Source organism: Streptomyces sp. NPDC029296, from assembly GCF_055569255.1.
The window spans coordinates 13,873-35,872 of record NZ_JBVHXT010000063.1; the positions used below are offsets into that span (position 1 = coordinate 13,873).

The 22,000-nt window shown below is 72.6% G+C and carries 17 protein-coding genes; 7 read left to right on the forward strand and 10 right to left on the reverse strand.

All coding sequences use genetic code 11. The annotated features are described in order from the left end of the window. Window positions 1–73: 73 nt before the first annotated feature. The 8 genes from ACZ4W9_RS37210 to ACZ4W9_RS37245 form a co-directional block, all read right to left on the reverse strand. Window positions 74–1,309: an amidohydrolase gene (locus ACZ4W9_RS37210; protein WP_467943505.1), complete on the reverse strand. Its 1,236-nt coding sequence runs from the start codon at window positions 1,307–1,309 to the stop codon at window positions 74–76. Window positions 1,310–1,542: 233 nt separating this feature from the next. After that, on the reverse strand, window positions 1,543–2,076 hold the full coding sequence (locus ACZ4W9_RS37215) for a hypothetical protein (RefSeq protein WP_467943509.1): 534 nt from the start codon (window positions 2,074–2,076) through the stop codon (window positions 1,543–1,545). Window positions 2,077–2,097: 21 nt separating this feature from the next. Beyond that, a complete protein-coding gene (locus ACZ4W9_RS37220) occupies window positions 2,098–3,933 on the reverse strand; it encodes an alpha/beta hydrolase (RefSeq protein WP_467943511.1) in 1,836 nt (611 codons plus the stop codon). A 7-nt stretch (window positions 3,934–3,940) separates the two neighbouring features. Continuing rightward, window positions 3,941–4,384, reverse strand: coding sequence for a hypothetical protein (locus tag ACZ4W9_RS37225; RefSeq protein WP_467943513.1), 444 nt, complete (start codon window positions 4,382–4,384; stop codon window positions 3,941–3,943). A 129-nt stretch (window positions 4,385–4,513) separates the two neighbouring features. Next, a complete protein-coding gene (locus tag ACZ4W9_RS37230; RefSeq protein ID WP_467943515.1) occupies window positions 4,514–5,881 on the reverse strand; it encodes a hypothetical protein in 1,368 nt (455 codons plus the stop codon). A 35-nt stretch (window positions 5,882–5,916) separates the two neighbouring features. Next, the gene (locus ACZ4W9_RS37235; protein WP_467943517.1) at window positions 5,917–6,855 is read right to left on the reverse strand and encodes an N-acetylneuraminate synthase family protein; all 939 of its coding nucleotides are present in this window, start codon (window positions 6,853–6,855) and stop codon (window positions 5,917–5,919) included. A gap of 12 nt (window positions 6,856–6,867) precedes the next feature. Next, the gene (locus ACZ4W9_RS37240; RefSeq protein WP_467943519.1) at window positions 6,868–8,097 is read right to left on the reverse strand and encodes a cytidylyltransferase domain-containing protein; all 1,230 of its coding nucleotides are present in this window, start codon (window positions 8,095–8,097) and stop codon (window positions 6,868–6,870) included. A gap of 23 nt (window positions 8,098–8,120) precedes the next feature. Then, a complete protein-coding gene (locus tag ACZ4W9_RS37245; protein ID WP_467943521.1) occupies window positions 8,121–9,431 on the reverse strand; it encodes a DUF6716 putative glycosyltransferase in 1,311 nt (436 codons plus the stop codon). Between the two features lie 198 nt (window positions 9,432–9,629). Between ACZ4W9_RS37245 and ACZ4W9_RS37250 the strand changes: the two genes are divergently transcribed. From ACZ4W9_RS37250 to ACZ4W9_RS37275, 6 genes are all read left to right on the forward strand, one after another. Continuing rightward, a complete protein-coding gene (locus tag ACZ4W9_RS37250) occupies window positions 9,630–10,607 on the forward strand; it encodes a glycosyltransferase family 2 protein (protein WP_467943523.1) in 978 nt (325 codons plus the stop codon). Next, window positions 10,604–11,938 carry a polysialyltransferase family glycosyltransferase gene (locus ACZ4W9_RS37255; RefSeq protein WP_467943525.1) on the forward strand — a complete coding sequence of 445 codons (1,335 nt, stop codon included), beginning with the start codon at window positions 10,604–10,606 and terminating at the stop codon, window positions 11,936–11,938. Before ACZ4W9_RS37250 ends, ACZ4W9_RS37255 begins: the two co-directional genes overlap by 4 nt. Before the next feature lie 151 nt (window positions 11,939–12,089). After that, on the forward strand, window positions 12,090–13,262 hold the full coding sequence (locus ACZ4W9_RS37260) for an acyltransferase family protein (protein WP_467943527.1): 1,173 nt from the start codon (window positions 12,090–12,092) through the stop codon (window positions 13,260–13,262). A 293-nt stretch (window positions 13,263–13,555) separates the two neighbouring features. Then, complete coding sequence (locus ACZ4W9_RS37265; RefSeq protein WP_467943530.1) at window positions 13,556–15,613, forward strand: glycoside hydrolase domain-containing protein; 2,058 nt, start codon at window positions 13,556–13,558, stop codon at window positions 15,611–15,613. A 34-nt stretch (window positions 15,614–15,647) separates the two neighbouring features. Beyond that, window positions 15,648–17,126 carry a hypothetical protein gene (locus tag ACZ4W9_RS37270; RefSeq protein ID WP_467943532.1) on the forward strand — a complete coding sequence of 493 codons (1,479 nt, stop codon included), beginning with the start codon at window positions 15,648–15,650 and terminating at the stop codon, window positions 17,124–17,126. Between the two features lie 110 nt (window positions 17,127–17,236). Then, window positions 17,237–18,460 carry a transglycosylase family protein gene (locus tag ACZ4W9_RS37275; protein WP_467943534.1) on the forward strand — a complete coding sequence of 408 codons (1,224 nt, stop codon included), beginning with the start codon at window positions 17,237–17,239 and terminating at the stop codon, window positions 18,458–18,460. A 31-nt stretch (window positions 18,461–18,491) separates the two neighbouring features. Here ACZ4W9_RS37275 and leuE read toward each other — a convergent pair whose 3' ends face one another. Then, a complete protein-coding gene (gene leuE / locus ACZ4W9_RS37280) occupies window positions 18,492–19,142 on the reverse strand; it encodes a leucine efflux protein LeuE (RefSeq protein ID WP_467943536.1) in 651 nt (216 codons plus the stop codon). Between the two features lie 81 nt (window positions 19,143–19,223). Continuing rightward, complete coding sequence (locus ACZ4W9_RS37285) at window positions 19,224–20,813, reverse strand: acyl-CoA mutase large subunit family protein (RefSeq protein WP_467943538.1); 1,590 nt, start codon at window positions 20,811–20,813, stop codon at window positions 19,224–19,226. 182 nt (window positions 20,814–20,995) lie between these two features. Between ACZ4W9_RS37285 and ACZ4W9_RS37290 the strand changes: the two genes are divergently transcribed. Continuing rightward, window positions 20,996–21,901 (forward strand): L,D-transpeptidase family protein, encoded by a 906-nt coding sequence (locus ACZ4W9_RS37290; protein ID WP_467943540.1) that lies wholly within the window; start codon window positions 20,996–20,998, stop codon window positions 21,899–21,901. Window positions 21,902–22,000: the final 99 nt, after the last annotated feature.

Here is a 22,000-nt window from a genome sequence, read left to right on the forward strand (position 1 = left end):
CACCCCCGCGCCGCCGGCCGTGCGGCCTCCCCCGCACCGGCCGTACGGCCCCCCTCCGCACCGCTGTCCCGGGTCAGTCCTCGGTCGTCGTGGGGTCCAGGAAGGCGGCGGCGGTGAACATCTCCACACCCACCGTGATCGCGTGCTCGTCGGCGTCGAAGTCGCCCTGGTGCAGGTCGCGGACCCGGTGCTCGCCGGGCCGGCGCACGCCGAGCCGGGCCAGCGCGCCCGGCACGTGCTCCAGGTACCAGGAGAAGTCCTCGCCGCCGAGGCTCTGCTGGGTGGTCTCCACCGACTTCGTGCCGCGCCGGGCGACCATGGCCCGGCGCAGCAGTTCGGTGGACGCCCGGTCGTTGACGACCGGCGGCACCCCGCGCACATAAGTGATCTCGGACTTGGCCCGGTGCAGGGTGGCGACCTCGTCGATGGCCGCGTGCACGATGTCGGGGGCCTCCCGCCAGGTCTCCAGGTCCAGGCAGCGCACCGTCCCGGACAGCTCCGCGTGCTGCGGGACCACGTTCGGGGCGTGCCCGGACTCGATCCGGCCCCAGGTGAGGGCGAGGCCGACGCGGGTGTCGACCCGGCGGGCGATCAGCGCGGGCACGTCGACGGCGACCCGGGCGGCGGCGGTGACCAGGTCGGTGGTCAGGTGCGGGCGGGCGGTGTGCCCGCCGGGGCCGTCGAGGGAGACCTCCAGGCAGTCGCAGGCGCTGGTGATCGGCCCGTGCCGCAGCCCGATCTTCCCGGCCTCCACCCTGGGGTCGCAGTGCACGGCGAGGATCCGGCCGACTCCGGCGAGCGCGCCGTCGTCGATGGAGGACAGGGCCCCGCCGGGCAGCACCTCCTCGGCGGGCTGGAAGATCAGCCGCACCGGACGCGGCAGCAGGCCCTTGGCGTGCAGGTCGGCGAGGACCAGCCCGGCGCCGAGGACGACGGTGGTGTGCACGTCGTGGCCGCAGGCGTGGGCCCGGTCCGGCACGGTCGAGCGGTACGGGCAGCCGTCCTTGGTGTCCGGGATGGGCAGCGCGTCGATGTCGGCGCGCAGCGCGAGCAGCGGCGCCTTGGGCCGCTCGCCCTCCGTGAGCCCGATGTCACAGACGAGTCCGGTCCCGGAGCCCATCACACGGGGCCTGAGCCCGGCCTGCTCCAGCCGCTCCTTGATCGCTGCGGTCGTACGGAACTCCTGGTTGCCCAGCTCGGGGTGCATGTGCAAGTCGCGCCGGAAGGCGACGAGTTCGGCGTGCAGGGACTCGCTCAGCACGCCGGGGAGCACATCCCCCGAAAGGCCGGCCTCGGACTCTTGGGACATCAATTGCTTCACCCTCTGAAGCGTAGGACGTCCACTGATCAACTACCCCCAAAACGACGAAAGTTCAGTCCGTTAGGGGACGTAAATCTGACCGGCGGACGCATGGCTGCGGACTCTGGCGGGTAAAACCCTTGTTTTCCTCCTCCACGCATACCACGCCTCGACGGGATCACGCGCGCCGTATCCAGGAACCGATCCCCGGGGCCCTCGTCCGTACCCGCTCCGTCGCCGTCCTAGAAGTGCTCGACCGGCTGCCCGTCCGGGACCCGGTAGCAGCCGGAGACGAGCATCAGGCTGAGCTTGGGCGGGTTCCTCTTCTTCATCCGGGTGATGTGGACACCGGCCTTCAGCTCGTCGTTGTCGGCGATCAGGGTGAGGTTCTTGTTGGCGCTGCTGTCGGGGCCGTACTCGACGATCTTCCAGCCCTGCCCGGGCAGCCCCTCCCTGAGGTTCCGCATGGCGACGTCGAGATCGTCTGCCGAGGCGGGATAGAAGCTCCACTTGTGGAAGATCCGGAAGTATGTCTCCCGGTCCTTGTCCGCGCAGTCCTGGACGCCGGGGCTGCCCTCGGAGGCCCTCCCCTTGACGCCGATCAGGTCGTACAGCCGACTGGACACCTTCTGCACCTCGGCGGCGGCGTCCTGGGACGTGCTGATGCCGGCGGAAGGGAGGTCGCCGGATTCCGTGCTGGAGGTCATGCTGCATCCGGTGAGAGTGGTGAGGACGGTGGACACGAGGAGCGCGGAGGCGCTCAGGTAGCGTTTCACAATGGTCGGGCCTCGCTCTGCCTAACGGGTGTACTTCCAGGTCGGGGTGGGTTCCTTCAGTTCGGCGTCGTCCCCGTGGCCCGCGACGACGAGAGCCTGGTTGAGAAGGCTGTCGGAGCCCTCGTCCCAGTAGCCACTGTGCCCCTTGGTGTCCGTGGTCATCTGCTTGGCCCCGAACCGCTCGTCGCTCGGCACGGTCCAGGGGCCGTCCCAGTCAGTGCCGCCATGGCCGAAACGGCCGATGTCGGGCACGACGTCCCCGTCGGCCTCCTCGTTCCACACGTGACCCTTGGGCACGTCGAGCTGCTCCGCCTTGGGCACGGTGACGCCGGGGCTGCCCGCGGTGATCACGTCGTCCGCATTCAGGTTGCCGTGGTCGGCGGCCGAGCCGACGAGGGTGGTGCCGTACGAGTGTCCGATCACGGTGCGGTGCGGCGGGGTCTCGCCGGTGTGCGAGGCCTCCAGTCCGTCGAGGAAGCGGTTGAAGGCCGGTGCGCCGTCATCCGCATAGTGCCGGAACGGCGAGTCCTTCACGATGTCCTGCGGGGCGTCGTAGCCGAGCCAGGTGATCGTCGAGACGGGCTGGCCGTCGGCCTCGTCGGTGGCCACCCGCCAGGTGGAGGTCATCCGGTCGATGTTGCCGTCGATGTTGCCGAGGTTCGAGGTCGTACCCGGTACGTAGACGGCCTGGTGCCGGGCCGTGTCCGGATTCCCGTTGGCGACGATCGCCCGGCCGTTGCCCTCTGCGTCGAACCCCAGCAGGTACGCCTCCGGCAGGCCCTTGTGATCCTTGTCGGTGGCCATGCCGGTCGAGTCGAAGCGCTCCTGGATGCTGTTCATCCCCTGGAGCGACTTGGTGAGGTGCTCGTAGCGCTCGCCGTACTTCTTGTGCCACTCCATCCACTCGTCGGTGTGCACCTTCGACGCCCAGCCGCCCCCGCCGTGAATGTAGGTCCACTCGTTCGCCGGCGGCTTCGGTATGGAGTCGAGTTCCAGCTGGTAGCGCGCCCGGGTCTCGTCCAGGACGATGCGGTTGGCCTCGTCGCGCACCGCGGACGGCAAGCCGTCGAGCTTGCCCACGCTGTCGGGGCGCAGGGAGATGTACGCCGCCTTCTGCTCGTCGGTGAGCCCGCTCCACCAGGCCGCGTTCTCCTTCGGGATGCCGTCCTTGGGCGGCTGCGGCAGGGAGTCGAGGTACTTCTTGCCCGCCTGGGCCACCCCGTCCTGGTCGGACTTCACGTCGGACCAGTCCTTTCCCGAGACCTTCAGGTCGTCATCGGCCTTCAGCGCGCGCAGCTTCGGCGCCCACTTGGCGTCCACGTCCGCGGCCTCTTTCAGCGCGTCCCCGATTCGGTTCGCGAATCCGATGGCCTTGCCGAAGTTCGGGTTCGGGTGCTGGTGGACGGCCTGCTGCTCGATGGCGTTCGCCGTCGCATCGGTCGAGCTGGTGGAGGCGGGCACGGTGCCGCCCTCGGGCACCTTGCCGTCGACCTCCTCGCCACCGGCCGGGAACGACACCGAACCGTCCGCGCCGACCGTGCATCCGGCGGCCTTGGCGTCTTCCAGCGCCGCCTCCAGCTTCCGCTTGGCGGCGGCCATCTCCATGGCGAAGGCGTTCAGCGCGGTACTGGCCAGCGCGCACTCGGCCTGGATGTAGTGGAAGTTTCCGCCCAGCTCCTTCAGCTCCCGCAGGGCCGCGTCGGCCGCCTCGCCCTTGAGCTGGTTGCGGATGCCGGCGGATATCTGGTTCTCGACCGTGTCCTTGGCGGTGCTCGCCATGTCACCCGTGGCCCGGTAACCGTCCGCGGCCTCTTCGTATTCGGAGGGCTTGATCGCCTTCAGCGTCGCGATGTCCACGGGCCGGTCACCGGCCCTTCGCCTGACCACCGACCGGGTCGGTGTCCTGATACTCCGGCTTCAGCTTGTCCAGCTCGGCCTTGACGGCGCCGTCCGACTTCGCCAGGTCGATCCCCGACGACTGCATGATCGAGCCGAGTTCACCGCAGCGCGTGTTGACCTTGTCGAGGTAGGCCTTCCAGGAGTCGTACAACTCCTTCTGCGCTGCCGCGGTCCGGCAGCGGCCCGTGTCGCCCAGCCCGGCCTGCCCGCCCTCCAGCTTGCCGAGCGCCTTGCCGACTTCGCTCTGGAGTCCCTTGGTGTCCTCGCCGGCCGTCGTCCATGCCTTCTTGCTCGACTTCAGCCGCTCGCCGCCCACCCCGACGGGGTCTGGAGCCTGATTCAGCTGCATGCGCGCGGGCCCCCGATCGGCGGCGTCCGCCTTCAACCGCTCCCACTCGTCCCAGGACATGGGTGTCGTCCTCCCCGTTACCCCGTTACCCCGTTACCCCGGCAACGATCACCGGTGCACGTCATGCTCCCCGAGGGCGGGGCGGGAATCAAATGGAACTCGTGACCGAGTGCCGGGGAGTCGGGAGGGCTACGCCGGGCTCACCGCCGTCAGTCGGTGCACGTCGCGGGCCGTCCCGGTCACCCCGGACAGGAAGCCCTGGGCGCGTGGGGAGGCGGTGTCCGTGAGCCAGGCCGGGTCGATGTCGCACACCGCCACCCGCACCCCCGTGCCGGCCAGGGCCAGCGGGAGGGTGTGGACGACCGTGGAGGGGAAGCTGAGGATCGTCCGGCCGACGGGACCGCGCCGGGCGATCAGCTCCAGCGGGAGTTCCGGACGCACTATCTCCAGCCCCGTCTCGGCGGCCAGCCGGCGCAGCTTGTCGGGGCTCTCGCGGCGGTGGGCGAAGTAGCGGGTGGCGCCGTGGGCCCTGGCCAGGGCGCGGACGGCCTCCAGATAGCGCTCGCCGTCCACCACCCCGGTCTCCACCAGGGAGGTGCCGACCATGTCCGCGCCGGCGGTGATGGTGGGCGGGCCGAAGCGGGCGCGGGTCCAGGCGAAGTCGTTGGCGGTGACGGTGACCCCGTCCGGGATCTCCGGCACCGGCATGGCGGAGAACACCTCGACGCGCCGCCGGGCGCTCGGGGTGAGGCGGCGCCGGGCGGAGGAGGAGACCGGCGCGAACAGCAGGTCGCGGGCGCCGGGCCGGCCGCCCTTGCGGTGCCAGCGGACCAGGCGTTCGCCCCGGGCCAGCTGGCCGACGAACTCCATCGTCGCGGTGCCGTCGTCGACCACGACCAGGTCCTTGGCCCGGGTGATCGTCAGCAGCAGCTGTACGTAGCGGGAGAAGGGGTCTCCCATGACGATGCGGCCGGCCCGGCGCAGGGCGCCCGCCAGCCCGCCGATGGTCTGGAAGGGCGCGGTGGTGCCGCCCCGCGCCTCCTCCCAGCGCACCCGGTACCCCTCGTCCCGGGCCAGGTCGGCCATGCGGCGCAGCTGGCCCCGGGTCATGGGGTCGGTCGGGGACAGCACGACGACGGTGAGGTCCGTGCCGGCCGCCGGCGCCCCGTCCCCCGCCGCCCGCCGGACGGCGGCACGCCGGGACTGCGGGGGCACGGCGGCCCCGGGGCCGTCCGGTGCGGGGCCGTCCGGTGCGGGCACGGCCCGCGCCGGCACGAAGGCCGTGGCGGTGTCGGTGCCGCCCGGGCGGGCCGCCGCGGCCGGGTCCGGGCCGGTCGCCGTGCCCGGGCCGGTGCCGTCCGGGCCGGCCGCCCGGTGCGGGTCCGTGCCGTCGGCGCCCGGCGGCGCGGCGGGGCCCCCCTCCCGCGCTATCGGCTGCACGGCCGCTTCCCGGCCGTGCAAGTGTGCCCACTCCAGTACGTTCAGCAGCTGTACCGGGCTCTCCACGAAGGCGAGCGTGCGGGCGGGGTGGCCGGCCTGACCGGCGCGGGGGCTCATCGGCGTACGACCGTCCCGTCGTCAGTGACCTGGATTCACACCGTGACCGGCTCGCCGGCCGCCGCGGCGATCTCCGCCTCGGCGACGGCCCCGGCGACCCGGCGCAGCTTCTTCATCGGGCCCAGCTCGGAGTCGTAGACCTTCTTGACGCCGTCGCCGAGGGAGGCCTCGATGGTGCGGATGTCGCGGACCAGGCGGGTGAGGCCCTGCGGCTCCACGGAGGCGGCCTGGTCGGAGCCCCACATGGCGCGGTCCAGGGTGATGTGGCGCTCGACGAAGGTCGCCCCGAGCGCGACCGCGGCGAGGGTGGTCTGCAGGCCGGTCTCGTGGCCGGAGTAGCCGATCGGGACGTTCGGGTACTCCTTCTCCAGCGTGTTGATCACGCGGAGGTTCAGCTCGTCGGCCTTGGCCGGGTAGGTGGAGGTGGCGTGGCAGAGCAGGATGTTGTCGCTGCCCAGGACCTCCACCGCGTGGCGGATCTGCTTCGGGGTGGACATGCCGGTGGAGAGGATGATCGTGCGGCCGGTCGCGCGCAGGGCGCGCAGCAGCTCGTCGTCGGTCAGGGAGGCGGACGCCACCTTGTGGGCGGGCAGGTCGAACTTCTCCAGGAAGGCGACGGCCTCGGTGTCCCACGGGGAGGCGAACCAGTCGATCCCCTTCTCCTTGCAGTACGCGTCGATCTGCCGGTACTCGTCCTCGCCGAACTCCACCCGGTGGCGGTAGTCGATGTAGGTCATCCGGCCCCAGGGGGTGTCGCGCTCGATGTCCCACTGGTCGCGGGGGGTGCAGATCTCGGGGGTGCGCTTCTGGAACTTCACGGCGTCGCAGCCGGCCTCGGCGGCCACGTCGATCAGCTTGAAGGCGTTCTCCAGCTCACCGTTGTGGTTGATGCCGATCTCGCCGCAGATGTAGACGGGCTTGCCGGGGCCGACCTCACGCGTACCGAAGGTGCGCAGACGGGAGTGGGTGCTCATCAGGGGGTGTCCTTACTTGGGGAGGGAATCGAGAGAGGGGCCGAGGATCCAGCTGGCGATCTCTCGGATCGCGCCGTCACCGCCGGGGACGGTGGTGACCGCGCGTGCGGCGCCGCGTACGACGTCATGAGCGCTCGCGACCGCCACGGGCCAGCCCACGAGGGCGAAGCACGGCAGGTCGTTGACGTCGTTGCCGACGTAGAGCACGCGCTCCGGCGCGATGCCCTGCTCCTCGCACCACTGCTTCAGCGCGAGGTCTTTCCGGTCGATGCCGTGCAGCACGGGGATCTGGAGCTTCCGTGCGCGGGCGGCGACGACCGGGTTCTGTTCCGTGGACAGGATCAGCAGCTTCAGGCCGCTCCTGCGGAGGGCCGCGACGCCGAGGCCGTCGCCGCGGTGCACGGCGACGAACTCCCGTCCGTCGGAGTCGATCAGCACCCGGTCGTCGGTCTGGGTGCCGTCGAAGTCCAGTACGACCGCGTCCACGTCGGCGGCGGTCGGCAGCGCGCCGGGGCGGTCCGCGTCGAAGAGCGGCGCGAGGGCGCGGGCCCGGGCGAGGTCGTGCGGGTCGTCGATCTCCAGCACCCGGGCGGGGTCGGTGCGGACCAGTTCGGTGCGGCCGAAGAAGCGGTGGCCGTGCGTCCGGAAGCCGGCCGCGTCCATGGCGTAGGCGGCGCCGGTCTCCAGGAAGTCCTGGGGGCGGTCCTGGCGGCGCGGGCGGTAGGACTTGTCGTGGTTGACGCCCACCCCGCCCTCGGCCCCGGTGTCGCCGTCGCGCCAGACGAAGCCGTGGAAGGGGGCCACGGTGACGGCGGTGTCGGCGCCGTGCTCGACGACCGCGGCGGCCACCCCGTCGATGTCCTCGCGGAGCAGGAAGGGGCTGGTGCACTGCACGAGCAGCACCGCGTCGACGGCCGCGCCGTGCAGCGCCTCGTGGGTGTCCATGGCGTGCCGGACGGCGGCCTCCGAGGTGGCGGTGTCCCCGGCGATCGCGGCGGGCCGCAGCACGACCTCGGCGCCGGCCTCGCGGGCGGCGGCGGCGATGGCCTGGTCGTCGGTGGACACGACGACGTCGGTCACCAGCCGGGTGGCCCGGCACTCGCGCACCGCGCGGGCCACCAGCGGGACCCCGCCGACGGGGGCGAGGTTCTTCGCGGGCACGCCCTTGGAGCCGCCGCGCGCGGGGATGACGGCGAGCACCCGGCGGACCGGGGTGCCCGGGTCCGCTTCCGAGTGGGACATGGGCTCTACTCCTTGCGATGAGGTCACAGCTCGCCCATCCGCCGGATCACGGGGGCGACCCGCTGGACGCCGTGCCGGTAGGCGCCGCGGGCGGCGCGGCGGACGATCTGCCGGACGGGGCCGGGCGACTTGTCGGCGGCGGGCGCGCCGGGCAGCGGGACGCCGTCGGGGCCGAGGTGGTGGCGGGCGAGGATGCCGGGCAGATAGCCGGGCGCGGTCTCGGGGGTGTAGTAGGGGGTGAGGGGCGGCAGTCCGCCGGGCCGGTCGAGCAGCTTCGCGATCCGTTCGCGGGCCGTGTCGAAGGCGGTGGCGTAGCCGCCGTCGGCGGCCACCCCCTGCCGGGCCACCCACTCCTCGTCGGGCACCGGCCGGTGCCCGGCGTCGAGCTGCTCCCAGGAGGCGAGGCAGCCGGAGCCGGTGAAGTGGTGGTTGCCGAGCGCCTCGCGCACCCCGAGGTCGGTGAGGACGGCCGTGGGGACACGGCGGTGCAGGGCCTCCAGGGCGGCGGTGGAGCTGACCGTGACCAGCAGGTCGGTACGGTCCAGCACCTCGCCCATGTGCCCGTACACCAGCCGGAAGTTGGCGGGCAGGTCCTTGCCCTGGACCAGCTTCTGGTACGGCAGTTCCTCGATGTGGGTGGTGTGTTCGCCCGGCTTGGAGCGCAGCTTGAGCAGCACCTCGCGCTCGGGGTGGCGGCGGGCGTGGCCGATGAGGCGGTCCAGCAGGTAGGCGCGGTCCCGGCGGTTGTCCGGCACGGACGGCTGGGCGGCGAACACCACGGTGTACGGGTCGTGTTCACCGGTGTACGGGGCCCCGCCGAGGAAGGGCAGCGCGACCTCGGTGACCGCGGCCGCGTCGGCGCCCACGCCCTCGTACACGGCCCGGAACCGGTCCGCGTCGTGGGCCGAGTTGGCGAGGACGAGGTCCGCGCCGTGCCGCAGCAGCAGTCCGTCGGCGAGCTTCTCGTAGACGACGCCGACGTAGCCGGTGACGACCACGGGCCGCTTCCCGGATCCCCAGGCGGCGCGCAGCCCGTGCAGCATCGCCTGGACGCCGCCGCCGACGAGGGCGAGGACGAGGACGTCGGGCGCCGACTCGCCCATCTCGCGCAGGAATTCGACGCCGGTGACCTCGCGCAGGGAGTCGGCGCGGACGCCGACCTCCTCCAACTGGCGGGCGGTCGGGGTGGCGCGTCCGCGCAGGAGGTAGCCGTCGAGCCGGACCTCGGCAGCCGCGGGAGTGATCCGGCGCGCGGTGAGCGCGCCCCACTTCCACCGGGTGTCGGAGTCCGCGAGGACGGCGACCCGCAGGGACTTCGCAGTACTTGCTGGCACGTCGAAGACGCTAGGAAGCGCGGGAGAGGAACCGCCCAACCGGAATACAACAAACGGTTAACAGCACATCGACAGGAGGCGAATCAGGGCGCGATCGGCCCCGGAACAAGCCTGGTTAACGACTTCGCCACGCTTCGTTCACCTGGTATCAAGGAAGTCGTCAAGACGAATGACGGACCGCGGCCTAACGTCCCTGACGTGGTCAAGCTCTCCGTCATCGTGCCGTTCTACAACGTGCAGCAATACGCGCCCGACACACTGAGGAGCCTCGGTGCGAACACGCGCGACGACTTCGAATTCATTCTCGTCGACGACTGCTCGCGCGACGGGACACCAGACATCCTCGCGCGCGCGGAACAGGAACTGCCCGGGGCGGTACTGGTCCGGCACGAGCAGAACGGGGGGCTCGCCACCGCCCGTAACACCGGCATAGACCGGGCGCGCGGCGAATACGTGACCTTCCTGGACGGCGACGACTGGCTCGCGCCCGGCTACTACGAGCGGCTGCTGGCCGCCGTCGAGGGCCTGGGCTGCGACTTCCTGCGCACCGACCATGTGCAGTGCACCGCGCGGGCGCGCAGTGTGCACCGGGTGCCGGTGGGCCGGCGCAATGTGGTGCTGGACCCGCGGCAGGTGATCCTGCCCGCCGACCGCTCGACCTCCGTCGACTACGCGTTCGCGTGGGCGGGCATCTACCACCGGCGGCTGCTGGACCGGGGCCTGCTGCACTTCACCGACGGGCTGCGCACGGCCGAGGACCGGCCGTGGATCTGGAAGCTGCACCGCGAGGCGGAGTCCTTCGCCGTGGTCAACCTGCTCGGGGTGTTCTACCGGCGCGGCGTCGCCTCGTCCCTCACCCAGATCGGCGATGTCCGGCAACTGGACTTCATCCGCGCGTTCGACCAGGTGATCGCGGAGACCGCCGCGGACCGGGACGCCGAGGCCCTGCTGCCGAAGGCCGTGCGCACCTACTGCGCGATCATCTCCCATCACCTGGGATCCATCGAAAGGTTCGAGCCCACGGTGGCGAAGAAGCTGACCTCCATGAGCGCCGCCGCGCTGCGGCGCATGCCGCAGGCCGTGCTGGACGAGGCGCTGGACTCGATGGACCTGCAGCGCGCCACCAAGCTGCGCCGGCTGCGCCGCCGTTCCGTCGCCGCGGGAGCCGCCGCGTGACCACCCAGATCTTCCAGGCGTCGACGCTGTACGGCACGGCCACGCTCGCCGCCGCCCTGGACTCCGGCTGCTTCGGGCCCGCCGACCGGCGGATCCTGCTGGTCTGCAACAACGCGGCCACGCCCGAGACGACGCCCGCGCTGGACGCGATGCCCGGCTTCGACCGGCTGCGCGACCGCTTCGACGACGTGATCTCGTACAACGAGACCATCTTCCCGTTCCACCCCGGCGGCTGGTCGCCCCGTGCGGACGACATGCCGCTGTGGGAACGCTTCCTGCGGCACGAGTGGCGGCTCGGCGACGACGACGTGCAGTTGGCGGTCGAGTCGATCCAGGTCAACCCGTCGCTCGCGCTCACGCAGATCTTCACCGGCGCCCCGGTCACGGTCTACGCCGACGGCCTGATGAGCTACGGCCCCACCCGCAACAAGATCGACCCACTGGTCGGCACCCGCGTGGACCGGGTGCTCCACCTCGATCTGGTGCCGGGTCTGAAGCCGCTGCTGCTCACCGAGTTCGGCGTGCCCGGCGAGACGGTGCCGACGCCCGCCGTCCTCGAGACGCTGGCCGAACTGGCGCCCTCCGGCGGTGATCTGCCGCAGGTGGAGGAGCCGGCGCTGCTGCTGGGCCAGTACCTGTCCGCGCTGGACATCCTCACCGCCGAGGAGGAGGAGGACCTGCATGTGCGGATGGTGCGGGGCGCGGTCCGGCTCGGCCACAAGCGGGTGGTGTTCAAGCCGCACCCCTCCGCGCCGGCCCGCTTCACCCGCTCCCTGGAGGAGGAGGCGGAGAAGCTCGGTGTCGACCTGACCGTGCTCGGCACACCGGTCCTGGCCGAGGTGCTGTACCAGCGGATGCGCCCGGCGCTGGTCGTCGGCTGCTTCTCCACCGCGCTGCTGACCGCCTCCGCGCTGTACCACCTGCCCGTCGCGCGGGTCGGCACGGAGTTGCTGCTGGAGCGGCTGACGCCGTTCGAGAACAGCAACCGCGTCCCCGTCACCGTCGTCGACGCGCTGGTGCCCGACCTGGCCGACCCCGCGGCGGTCGCCCGGCAGCGCCCGGGGACGGACGTGACGGCGCTGGGCGGGCTGGTGCGCGCGGTCGGCTTCGCGATGCAGCCGAAGATCCTGCCGAGGCTGCGCGAGGAGACCGAGGCGTACCTCGCCGCGCACCTGAACGACGGGATACTGCGCTACTTCAAGCGCAGGCGGCTGACCGCGCTGGCGCTGCCGGGCGGGCTGCCCGTCCAGATGGCCTTCATCCCGCGCAACGCCACGGTCCGCCGCGTGGCCCGCAAGGCGCGCAATCTGCGCCGGGCCGTACGCCGCTGACCGTTCCTGATCACAAGGGGCGGGTTCGTGTGCGAGCCCGCTCCTTTACATCTGTCTTTCGTCCAAGTGACGGCCAGACGATCGCTCCCACCGGGGATATTCACATCAATCCCCTGATGCCCGGCGCGGGGTCGGGTAGGCGCCGGACACCATGTCTGCATCGCTGCCCACCGCCCCCTCTCCCGCCCCCGCGCCGGAGAGATCCACCGCCCCCTCCCCCGCCGCCCGCCCCGCCCCCGGCACGCGCCACGGCCGGCTGCCCGCCCTGGACGGACTGCGGCTGCTGGCCGCGCTGACGGTCTGTCTCTACCACTACGCCGGACGCGGCGGCACGGTCACCGAGTCCTGGCACCAGGCGCCCTCCCGGCTCTTCCCGGCCCTGTCCCAGGTGGCCGTCTACGGCTGTCTGGGCGTGCAGTTCTTCTTCGTCATCAGCGGTTTCGTCATCTGCATGAGCAGTTGGGGCCGCACGCTCGGCGACTTCTTCCGCTCCCGGGCCGCCCGCCTCTACCCCGCCTACTGGGTCGCCCTGGTGCTGGTCACCGCCGCGTCCCTCGCCCTGCCGGACGTCGTGCGCGCCGTGCGGCCGGACGAGTTCCTGGTCAACCTGACGATGCTCCAGCAGCCGATGGGGGCGCCGCGCGTGCTCGGCGTGTGCTGGACCCTCTGGGTGGAGGTCCGCTTCTACGCGCTGTTCGCCCTGCTGGTCGTCGTGCGCGGGGTGACCTACCGCCGGGTGGTGCTGTTCTGCGCCGGGTGGACGCTGGCGGCGGTCCTGTGCCGGAGCGCCGGCAACGACCTGCTCGACCAGCTGGTCATGCCGGACTACGCCCCGTTCTTCATCGGCGGCCTCGCCCTGTACCTCGTGCACCGCTTCGGCGGCGATCCGCTGCTGTGGGGCATCGTCGGCACGTCCTGGGTGCTCGGCCAGTACACCGCGGCCCGCGGCCTGTGGCACCAGGGCGCCGGCGACGGTCCGGTGCGCGATCCCTACGTCGTCATGCTGATCGTCACCCTCGCCTTCGCCGCCGTCGCCGCCGTCGCCCTGGGCTGGACCCGCCGGGCCGACCGGCCCTGGCTGGCCGTGGCGGGCGCTCTGACGTACCCCTTCTACCTGGTCCACGAGCACCTGGGCTGGTTCGCCATCCGCGTCCTGCGCGACCCCCTCGGCCTGCCCCCGTGGCCGACCCTCCTGACGACGGTCACCGCCATGCTGGGTGTGGCCTGGCTGATCCACCGCTTCGTGGAGAAACCATTCGGCCCCCGGCTGAAGAGGGCACTGAGGACCCCGCGTTCACCGGGCGGTCCGCGCAGGTCGCCGTGAGGACACGGGTCGTCGTTTGCGCCCATTTCCTCGTGAACGACAGGTGAATCGGGCTCGTCCCCCTGTCGGCCCGCACTTCACGCCCCTTCCTCAATCGGGCATCACTAGTTTCCATATGAACATATTTACTGCGGAACTAATCCGTCCGTCTTGTCCGGTGGGCGTGGACCAGGGTGTCCGGTTCCGCACTCTCGCACGCGTGTCCCTCACACACACCGCCTACATTTCCTTGGTCATTTCAGGAACCGGGTTCCGCACACCCGATTCCGGACGAACCAAGAGGGGGGACATTCATGCGCCTGTCCACAGGGGAATCCGAGGAATCCGGTCGCGGCAAACACCGAAGAGCCGCGGCCGGCCTGGCACTGCTGACGCTCGGCCTCACCGCGCTGGGCACCGCTCCCGTCCACGCGGACGGCGGGCCCGCGACCCGGCACCTCTCCTACCGGGGCCACGACTTCACCGTGCCGGCCTCCTGGAAGGTGGTCGACCTCGCCGCACACCCCACCACCTGCGTCCGCTTCGACCAGCACGTGGTGTACCTGGGCCACCCCGGTGCCGAACAGGACTGCCCCAGCCATCTGGTGGGGCGTACCGAGGCCCTTCTCGTCGAGCCGGCCGACAACCCCGAAGGCCGCCGGGGGACCGTGGCCGAGCCCGTCGCCCACGAACTCCGGGGCCGGTCGGGCAAGGTGACGGTCACGGCGACCTACGACGCCGATCCCACGCTGGTCCGGCGGGTGCTGGACGGGGCCGGCGTCCCGGCGGACGCACCCCGGGACGCCGTCCCCGCCCCCGCCTCCGCGCCCGCGGCGACCGCGGCGACGGCCCTGCCCGCCACGGCCACCAACTACACCGGCAAGGGCTTCGACGCCTGCGCCGCCCCCTCGTCCGCGGCCATGAGCGCCTGGAAGGCCGACTCGCCCTACGGCGCGGTCGGGATCTACATCGGCGGCTCGCAACGGGCCTGCGGCCAGCCCAACCTCACGGCGGGCTGGGTCCAGCAGCAGGCCTCGGCCGGCTGGCGGTTCATACCGATCTACGTCGGCGCCCAGGCCTCCGACCTCACCTCGCCCGAGAACCAGGCGATCAGTGCCGCGACCGACGCCGTCGACAACGCGGCGGCACTGGGACTCGGCCCCGGCTCGACGCTGTACTACGACATGGAGCAGTACTCCTCGTCGTACACCCCCAAGGTGCTGGCCTTCGCCTCGGCGTGGACGGAGCAGCTGCACGCCCGCGGCTACCACTCCGGGTTCTACAGCAGCAGCAGCTCGGGGATCCGCGACCTGGCCGACAACGCCGGTGGCGCGTACACGATGCCGGACGTCATCTACGACGCGCTGTGGAACGGCGTCGCGAACACGGACGACCCCGGCGTGCCGGACACGCGGTGGAGCGACCACCAGCGGATCCACCAGTACTCGGGCGGTCACGGCGAGACCTGGGGCGGCACCACCCTCAACATCGACCAGGACTACCTGGACGTCCAGATCTCCGCGAGCGCCGCGCCGCACGGCCGGGTGTGGGACCGCTCGCGTCCCGACGGCGGCCCGTGGGACGCCAACGCCACGCTGATCGACTCCAACGACGACATCAACGCCGTGGCCGCGGCCGCGCTGCCGGACGGCACGGTGCATGTCGAGACCCTGGTGAACGGCGAGATCTGGGACCGTACCCGGGCGGCGAACGGCACCTGGTCCAACGCGGGCAGGATCGACGCCCAGGGCGGCATCACCGACATCGCGGCGGCCGCGCTGCCGGACGGCACCCTGCACGTCCAGGCGGTCGTCAACGGCGAGATCTGGGACCGCGCCCGCGCGGCGAACGGCACCTGGTCCAACGCCATCAGGATCGACGCGGGCGGCGCCGTCACCGACGTGTCCTCCACCGGTCTGCCGGACGGCACGCTGCACGTACAGGCCCTGGTGAACGGCGAGGTCTGGGACCGCACCCGCGCGGCGGGCGGTGCCTGGAGCGGCAGCACCCGCATCGACGCGGGCGGAGGCGTGAAGGACCTCGCCGCCGCTGCCCTGCCGGACGGCACGCTGCACGTCCAGACCCTGGTGAACGGCGAGATCTGGGACCGCACCCGCGCGGCGGGCGGTGCCTGGAGCGGCAGCACCCGCATCGACGCGGGCGGCGCCGTCAAGCAGATCTCCTCCGCCGGCCTGCCGGGCGGCGACCTGCACGTCGAGGCCGTCGTCAACGGCGAGGTCTGGGACCGCGTCCGCAAGGGCACCACCGGCGCCTGGAGCGGCAGCACCAAGGTCGACGCCAACGGCGCCATCTTCGGCACCTACGCCACCGCCACCCCCGACGGCACCCTGCACGTCGGCACCAACGCCTGACGAACCCCTTCCCACCACCTCCCGAGGGAGAACTGTGTCCTCCACCAGCCTCAAGCGCCGGGGCCGCGTCACGACCGCGGTCGTCGCCCTCGCCACGGCGGGCCTCCTCGGCTCCGTCCAGTCCGCCGTCGCCGCCCCCGCGACCGCTCCCGGCGCCACGGCCCGGGCCGACGGCGGCGGCGCCGGGCAGGGCCCGGTCGCTCCCGTGCCCGGCCGGTCCGCCGGGCGCTCCCTGAGCACGGCGGCCGTCGACTCGCCGGCCATCACCCGCGCCGAGGTCGTCAACCGCGCCAAGTCGTGGGTCGGCATAGGCCTCGACTACAACCAGGGCGCCTACTACAAGGGTTACCGCACCGACTGCTCCGGCTACGTCTCGATGGCCTGGAACCTGGGTGCCTCCCTCACCACCGACACGTTCGTCCCGCAGGGCGTGGCCGAGTGGATCGGCAAGGACCAACTGCTCGCCGGTGACGTCCTGCTGAACGACAGCTCGGGCAACGCGGGCCACGTGGCCCTCTTCTCCTCGTGGACCGACGCCAGCCACACCGCCTACATGGGCTACGAGTTCTCGTCGTCGGGCGTGCACTACCGCAAGATCGACTACCCGTACTACGCGGGCTACGGCACCTTCAAGCCCGCGCGGCTGAAGAGCATCGTCGGCGACACCAGCCTGCCGCACGGCCGCGTGTGGGACCGCTCGCGCCCGGACGGCGGCCCGTGGGACACCAACGCCACGCTGATCGACTCCAACGACGGCATCAACGCGACCTCCGCCGCCTCCCTGCCCGGCGGCTCGGTGCACGTGCAGACCCTCGTCAACGGCGAGATCTGGGACCGCACCCGCTCCGCCGCCGGTACGTGGGGCAGCTCCGCGAAGATCGACGGCCAGGGTGCCATCACGGACGTGGCGTCGGCGGCCCTGCCCGACGGCACGCTGCACGTCCAGGCCCTCGTCAACGGCGAGATCTGGGACCGCACCCGGGCGGCCAACGGCACCTGGAGCGGCTCCACGAAGATCGACGGCGGCGGCGCCGTCACCGACATCTCCTCCGCCGCCCTCCCCGACGGCACCCTGCACGTCCAGGCCCTCGTCAACGGCGAGATCTGGGACCGCACCCGCTCCGCCGACGGCACCTGGAGCGGCAGCACCCGCATCGACGCCGGAGGAGCCGTCACCGACGTGGCGGCCGCCGGCCTGTCCGACGGCACCCTGCACGTCCAGGCCCTGGTGAACGGCGAGATCTGGGACCGCACCCGCTCCGCGGGCGGTACGTGGAGCGGCTCCACGCAGATCGACGCGGGCGGCGCCGTCAAGCAGATCTCCTCCGCCGCTCTCCCCAACGGCGACCTGCACGTCGAGGCCGTCGTCAACGGCGAGGTCTGGGACCGCGTCCGCAAGGGCACCACCGGCGCCTGGAGCGGCAGCACCAGGATCGACGCCAACGGCGCCGTCTTCGGCACCTACGCGACGGGGACGCCGGACGGAACCCTGCACGTCGGCACCAACGCCTGACCTCGGGCCGGCGAGCCCGCTCCTCCGCAGTCAGTCCACCCGGTGCCCGGCCGTGGCGTCACCACCGCCGGGCACCGGCTTCCCACCGACCTCACCCCTGGGAGTCCGCCATGCCCGCGTACCGCACCACCCCCCGCCCCCGTACCGCCGCCCTGCTCGCCTGCGCTGCGGGTCTGGCCCTCGTCGGCACACTGCCCGGTTCCGCCCGGGCCGCCTCGGTCACCACCTGGGACAAGGTCGCCGACTGCGAGAGCAGCGGCAACTGGAGCGCCAACACGGGCAATGGGTACTACGGGGGCCTCCAGTTCAGCCTCGCCACCTGGAACGCCTACGGCGGGCAGCAGTACGCGGCCTACCCGCACCAGGCCACCAAGAGCGAGCAGATCCTGATCGGCGAGAAGGTGCTGGCCGGGCAGGGCGAGAACGCCTGGCCGGTGTGCGGACCGCGGGCCGGACTCGGCAGCGACGGCTCCGACCCCTTCCCGCCCTCGCCCCCGCACGGCCGCGTCTGGGACCGCGCACGCCCGGACGGCGGCCCGTGGGACGCCAACGCCACGCTGATCGACTCCAACGACTCCGTCAACGCGGTGTCGGCGGCGACGCTCCCGGGCGGCACCGTGCACGTGCAGACCTTGGTCAACGGCGAGATCTGGGACAAGGCCCGGGCCGCGAACGGCGCGTGGAGCAACTCCACCAGGATCGACGGCCAGGGTGCCATCACGCGTGTCGCGTCGGCGGCCCTGCCCGACGGCACGCTGCACGTCCAGGCCCTCGTCAACGGCGAGATCTGGGACCGCACCCGGGCGGCCAACGGCACCTGGAGCGGCTCCACGAAGATCGACGGCGGCGGCGCCGTCACCGACATCTCCTCCGCCGCCCTCCCCGACGGCACCCTGCACGTCCAGGCCCTCGTCAACGGCGAGATCTGGGACCGCACCCGCTCCGCCGACGGCACCTGGAGCGGCAGCACCCGCATCGACGCCGGAGGAGCCGTCAGGGACGTGGCCGCGAGCGCGCTGCCCGACGGGACCCTGCACGTCCAGGCGCTGGTCAGCGGCGAGGTCTGGGACCGCACCCGCGCGGCGAACGGCACCTGGAGCGGCTCCACGAAGATCGACGCGGGGGGCGCGGTGGCGCAGATCTCCTCCGCCGGTCTGCCCAACGGCGACCTGCACGTCGAGGCGCTGGTGAAGGGCGAGGTGTGGGACCGCGTCCGCAAGGGCACCACCGGCGCCTGGAGCGGCAGCGGCAAGATCGACGCCAACGGCGCCATCTTCGGCACCTACGCCACCGCCACCCCCGACGGCACCCTGCACGTCGGCACCAACGCCTGACCGTCCGTCCGGGCGGGGGCCGGACGGGGTGTCACGCGCTCGCCAGGGACAGCTTCACCGCGAACCCGAGGAACAGGGCACCCGCCGCCGACGTGGCCGTGGCCGAGAGGCGTTTGCGGCGGCGGAAGGCCGCGGCGAGGCGGGTGCCGCCGAATATCAGCGCGCTGAGGTAGAGACAGCTGGCCACCTGCGCGAAGGTGCCGAGGACGACGAAGGAGAGGGCCGGGTAGGCGTAGCCCGGGTCCACGAACTGGACGAAGAAGGCGACGAAGAACAGGATCGCCTTGGGGTTGAAGAGGCTGACGACGAGGGCCCGGCGGAAGGGGCGCTCGTCGGCGGCCCGCACGGACTCCGTCTCCTCGGCGGCCGGCTCGTGACGGGTCCGCCACATCCGCCCCGCGGCCCGCAGCATCCCTATCGCCAGCCAGGACAGATACCCGGCGCCCGCGTACTTCACGATCCCGAACAGCAGGTCGTTGGCCTGGAGCAGGGAGGCCACCCCGGCGGCGGACAGGGTCATCAGCACGGTGTCGCCGCACCACACGCCGGCGGCCGCGGTGTACCCCGCCCGTACGCCGCGGCGGGCGGCGACGGACAGGACGTAGAGGGAGTTGGGGCCGGGCAGCAGGACGATCAGGATCAGGCCCGCGAGGTACGTGGGGAGGTCGATGACACCGAACATGGGGGGAGTGTCGCACGCGGGTACGACAGCGGGACCCGCGCGGTCCGGCCCTACGGGACCCGGGACGCCGGGGCACGCGCCTCAGAACGCGTCCGACGGCACGTGGCTCCCCCAGACCTCCCGCAGCGCCCCGCACACCTCCCCCACCGTCGCCCGGGCCCGCAGCGCCTCCTTCATCGGGTACAGGACGTTGGCCTCCCCGCCGTTCCCCTCGGCCGCCTCCCGCAGCGCGGCCAGCGCCGCGGCCACCGCGCGCCGGTCCCGTCCGGCCCGCAGCCGGGCCAGGCGCTCGGCCTGCCGGGCCTCGATCGCCGGGTCCACCCGCAGGGGCGCGTACGGCTCCTCCTCGTCGAGCCGGAACCGGTTGACGCCGACGACCACCCGCTCGCCGGACTCGGTCTCCCGCGCGATCCGGTACGCGTTCCGCTCGATCTCGGCCTTCTGGAAGCCCCGCTCGATCGCGGCGGCCGCACCGCCCAGGTCCTCCACCCGGCGCATCAGGTCCAGCGCGGCCTCCTCCAGGCCGTCCGTCATCCGCTCGATGGCGTAGGAGCCCGCGAAGGGGTCGACCGTCGCCGGCACGTCCGTCTCGTGGGCCAGCACCTGCTGGGTGCGCAGCGCGAGCCGCGCGCTCTTCTCCGTGGGCAGCGCGATCGCCTCGTCGAAGGAGTTGGCGTGCAGCGACTGGGTGCCGTCGAACACGGCCGCCAGCGCCTGGACGGCGACCCTGACCAGGTTCACCTCCGGCTGCTGGGCCGTCAGCTGGACCCCGGCCGTCTGGGCGTGGAACCGCAGCATCCACGACCGGGGGTTTCGCGCGCCGAACTCCTCGCGCATCACCCGCGCCCACATCCGGCGCGCCGCGCGGAACTTGGCGACCTCCTCCAGCAGCGTCGTACGGGCCACGAAGAAGAAGGACAGGCGCGGCGCGAAGTCGTCCACCGCCATGCCGGCCGCCACCGCCGTGCGGACGTACTCGACGGCGTCGGCGAGGGTGAAGGCGATCTCCTGCGCGGGGGACGCGCCCGCCTCGGCCATGTGGTAGCCGGAGACCGAGATCGTGTTCCACTTCGGGATCTCGCCGGCGCAGTAGCGGAAGACGTCGGCCGTCAGCCTGAGGGACGGCTTCGGCGGGAAGATGTACGTGCCGCGCGCGATGTACTCCTTCAGCACGTCGTTCTGGACCGTGCCGGTGAGCCGGTCCGCGCCGACGCCCTGTTCCTCGGCGACCAATTGGTACAGGAGCAGCAGCGGGGCCGCCGGGGCGTTGATCGTCATGGACGTGGAGACCCGGTCCAGCGGGATGCCGTCGAACAGCGCCCGCATGTCCTCCACCGAGTCGACGGCCACCCCCACCCTGCCGACCTCGCCGTGCGCCAGGGGCGCGTCGGAGTCGTGGCCCATCTGGGTGGGCAGGTCGAAGGCGACGGACAGGCCGGTGGTGCCGTGGGCGATCAGCTGCCGGTAGCGGACGTTGGACTCGGCCGCCGCGCCGAAACCGGCGTACTGGCGCACGGTCCAGGGGCGGCCGGTGTACATGGTCGGGTACACCCCCCGGGTGAACGGGTACGCGCCCGGTTCGCCCAGTTTCCGTTCCGGGCCCCAGCCGGCCAGGTCGGCCGGCCCGTAGACCGGCTCGATGGGCAGTCCGGATTCCGACTCGCGTGCCATGGCCGCCTCCGCGCTACGCCGCGTACCCCTCCACCATGCCCCGCCGCCCGGCGCCGGTCACGCGGGACCGCCGGCCGGTCCCGGCCGCGCGGGCCGACGGCACCGCGCGGGAGGCGGGGTGCGGCGGCAGTCGCCCGGAACACGCCGTTCGGCGGGCGGTCGCGCGGGGAAACATCCCCGGCATGAGGATCACGGGGAGACCCGCCACCCTGCTCGCGTCGGCCGCCGCGGCTGCCGCGCTCGCCACCCTCTGCGGCTGCACCATGCAGCCGCAGGGCCCCGACGCCAAGCGCGGCCTGCCCGTGCATGCCGACTCGCCCTCCGGCCCCGCTCCCGCACCCACCGGGATGGCGGCCACCAGACCCTCCCCACCGCCCCCGCGGGCCGCCGCGCCCACGCCGGTCCCCCGCACCGCCCCGGCCACCCCCACGCCGAAGGCACCGCCCGCGCCCCCGGCGCGCGTGCTGTGGGCGCGCGGGGACAGCGGACCGGCCGTACGGGAACTCCAGGCACGGCTGCGCCAGGTGGCCTGGCTGTCCGCCGCGCCGACGGGGACGTACGGTCCGCGGACCGAGCGGGCCGTCATGGGCTTCCAGGCCAGGCGCGGGCTCCCGCCGACCGGCAGGCTGGACACCGTCACCTGGCGGCGGCTGCGCTCGATGACGCACCAGCCGGCCCACCGGGAGCTGTACGTGACGGTTGCCCAGCCGGCCGCCGCGCCCGACGCGCGCTGTCTGACCGGCCGGGTGCTGTGCATCGACAAGACCAGCCGGACGCTGCGCTGGATGATCGACGGGCGCACGGTCGACACGCTGTCCGTCCGGTTCGGCACGCAGTACACACCCACCCGGGAAGGTGTGTTCAAGGTCTACTGGAAGTCACGGCACCATGTGTCGACGCTCTACCACTCCCCGATGCCGTACGCGATGTTCTTCAGCGGCGGCCAGGCGGTGCACTACTCCGCCGACTTCGCGGCGCGCGGCTACGCGGGCGGTTCGCACGGCTGCGTCAACGTGCGGGACGAGGCGGGGATCGCGCGGCTGTTCGCCCAGGTGAAGGTCGGCGACAAGGTCGTCGTGTCCGGGTGAGGCTGCGGGGGGGGGGGGGGGGGGGGGGGGGGGGGGGGGGGGGGGGGGGGGGGGGGGGGGGGGGGGGGGGGGGGGGGGGGGGGGGGGGGGGGGGGGGGG

Bases quoted from the DNA above. Each gene is read 5' to 3' on its own strand.
- ACZ4W9_RS37260 (WP_467943527.1), top strand. From the start codon at position 12,090: ATGTCTGCATCGCTGCCCACCGCCCCCTCTCCCGCCCCCGCGCCGGAG.
- ACZ4W9_RS37235 (WP_467943517.1), bottom strand. From the start codon at position 6,855: ATGAGCACCCACTCCCGTCTGCGCACCTTCGGTACGCGTGAGGTCGGC.
- leuE (WP_467943536.1), bottom strand. From the start codon at position 19,142: ATGTTCGGTGTCATCGACCTCCCCACGTACCTCGCGGGCCTGATCCTG.
- ACZ4W9_RS37290 (WP_467943540.1), top strand. From the start codon at position 20,996: ATGAGGATCACGGGGAGACCCGCCACCCTGCTCGCGTCGGCCGCCGCG.
- ACZ4W9_RS37210 (WP_467943505.1), bottom strand. From the start codon at position 1,309: ATGTCCCAAGAGTCCGAGGCCGGCCTTTCGGGGGATGTGCTCCCCGGC.
- ACZ4W9_RS37285 (WP_467943538.1), bottom strand. From the start codon at position 20,813: ATGGCACGCGAGTCGGAATCCGGACTGCCCATCGAGCCGGTCTACGGG.
- ACZ4W9_RS37230 (WP_467943515.1), bottom strand. From the start codon at position 5,881: ATGAGCCCCCGCGCCGGTCAGGCCGGCCACCCCGCCCGCACGCTCGCC.
- ACZ4W9_RS37225 (WP_467943513.1), bottom strand. From the start codon at position 4,384: ATGTCCTGGGACGAGTGGGAGCGGTTGAAGGCGGACGCCGCCGATCGG.
- ACZ4W9_RS37240 (WP_467943519.1), bottom strand. From the start codon at position 8,097: ATGTCCCACTCGGAAGCGGACCCGGGCACCCCGGTCCGCCGGGTGCTC.
- ACZ4W9_RS37265 (WP_467943530.1), top strand. From the start codon at position 13,556: ATGCGCCTGTCCACAGGGGAATCCGAGGAATCCGGTCGCGGCAAACAC.
- ACZ4W9_RS37275 (WP_467943534.1), top strand. From the start codon at position 17,237: ATGCCCGCGTACCGCACCACCCCCCGCCCCCGTACCGCCGCCCTGCTC.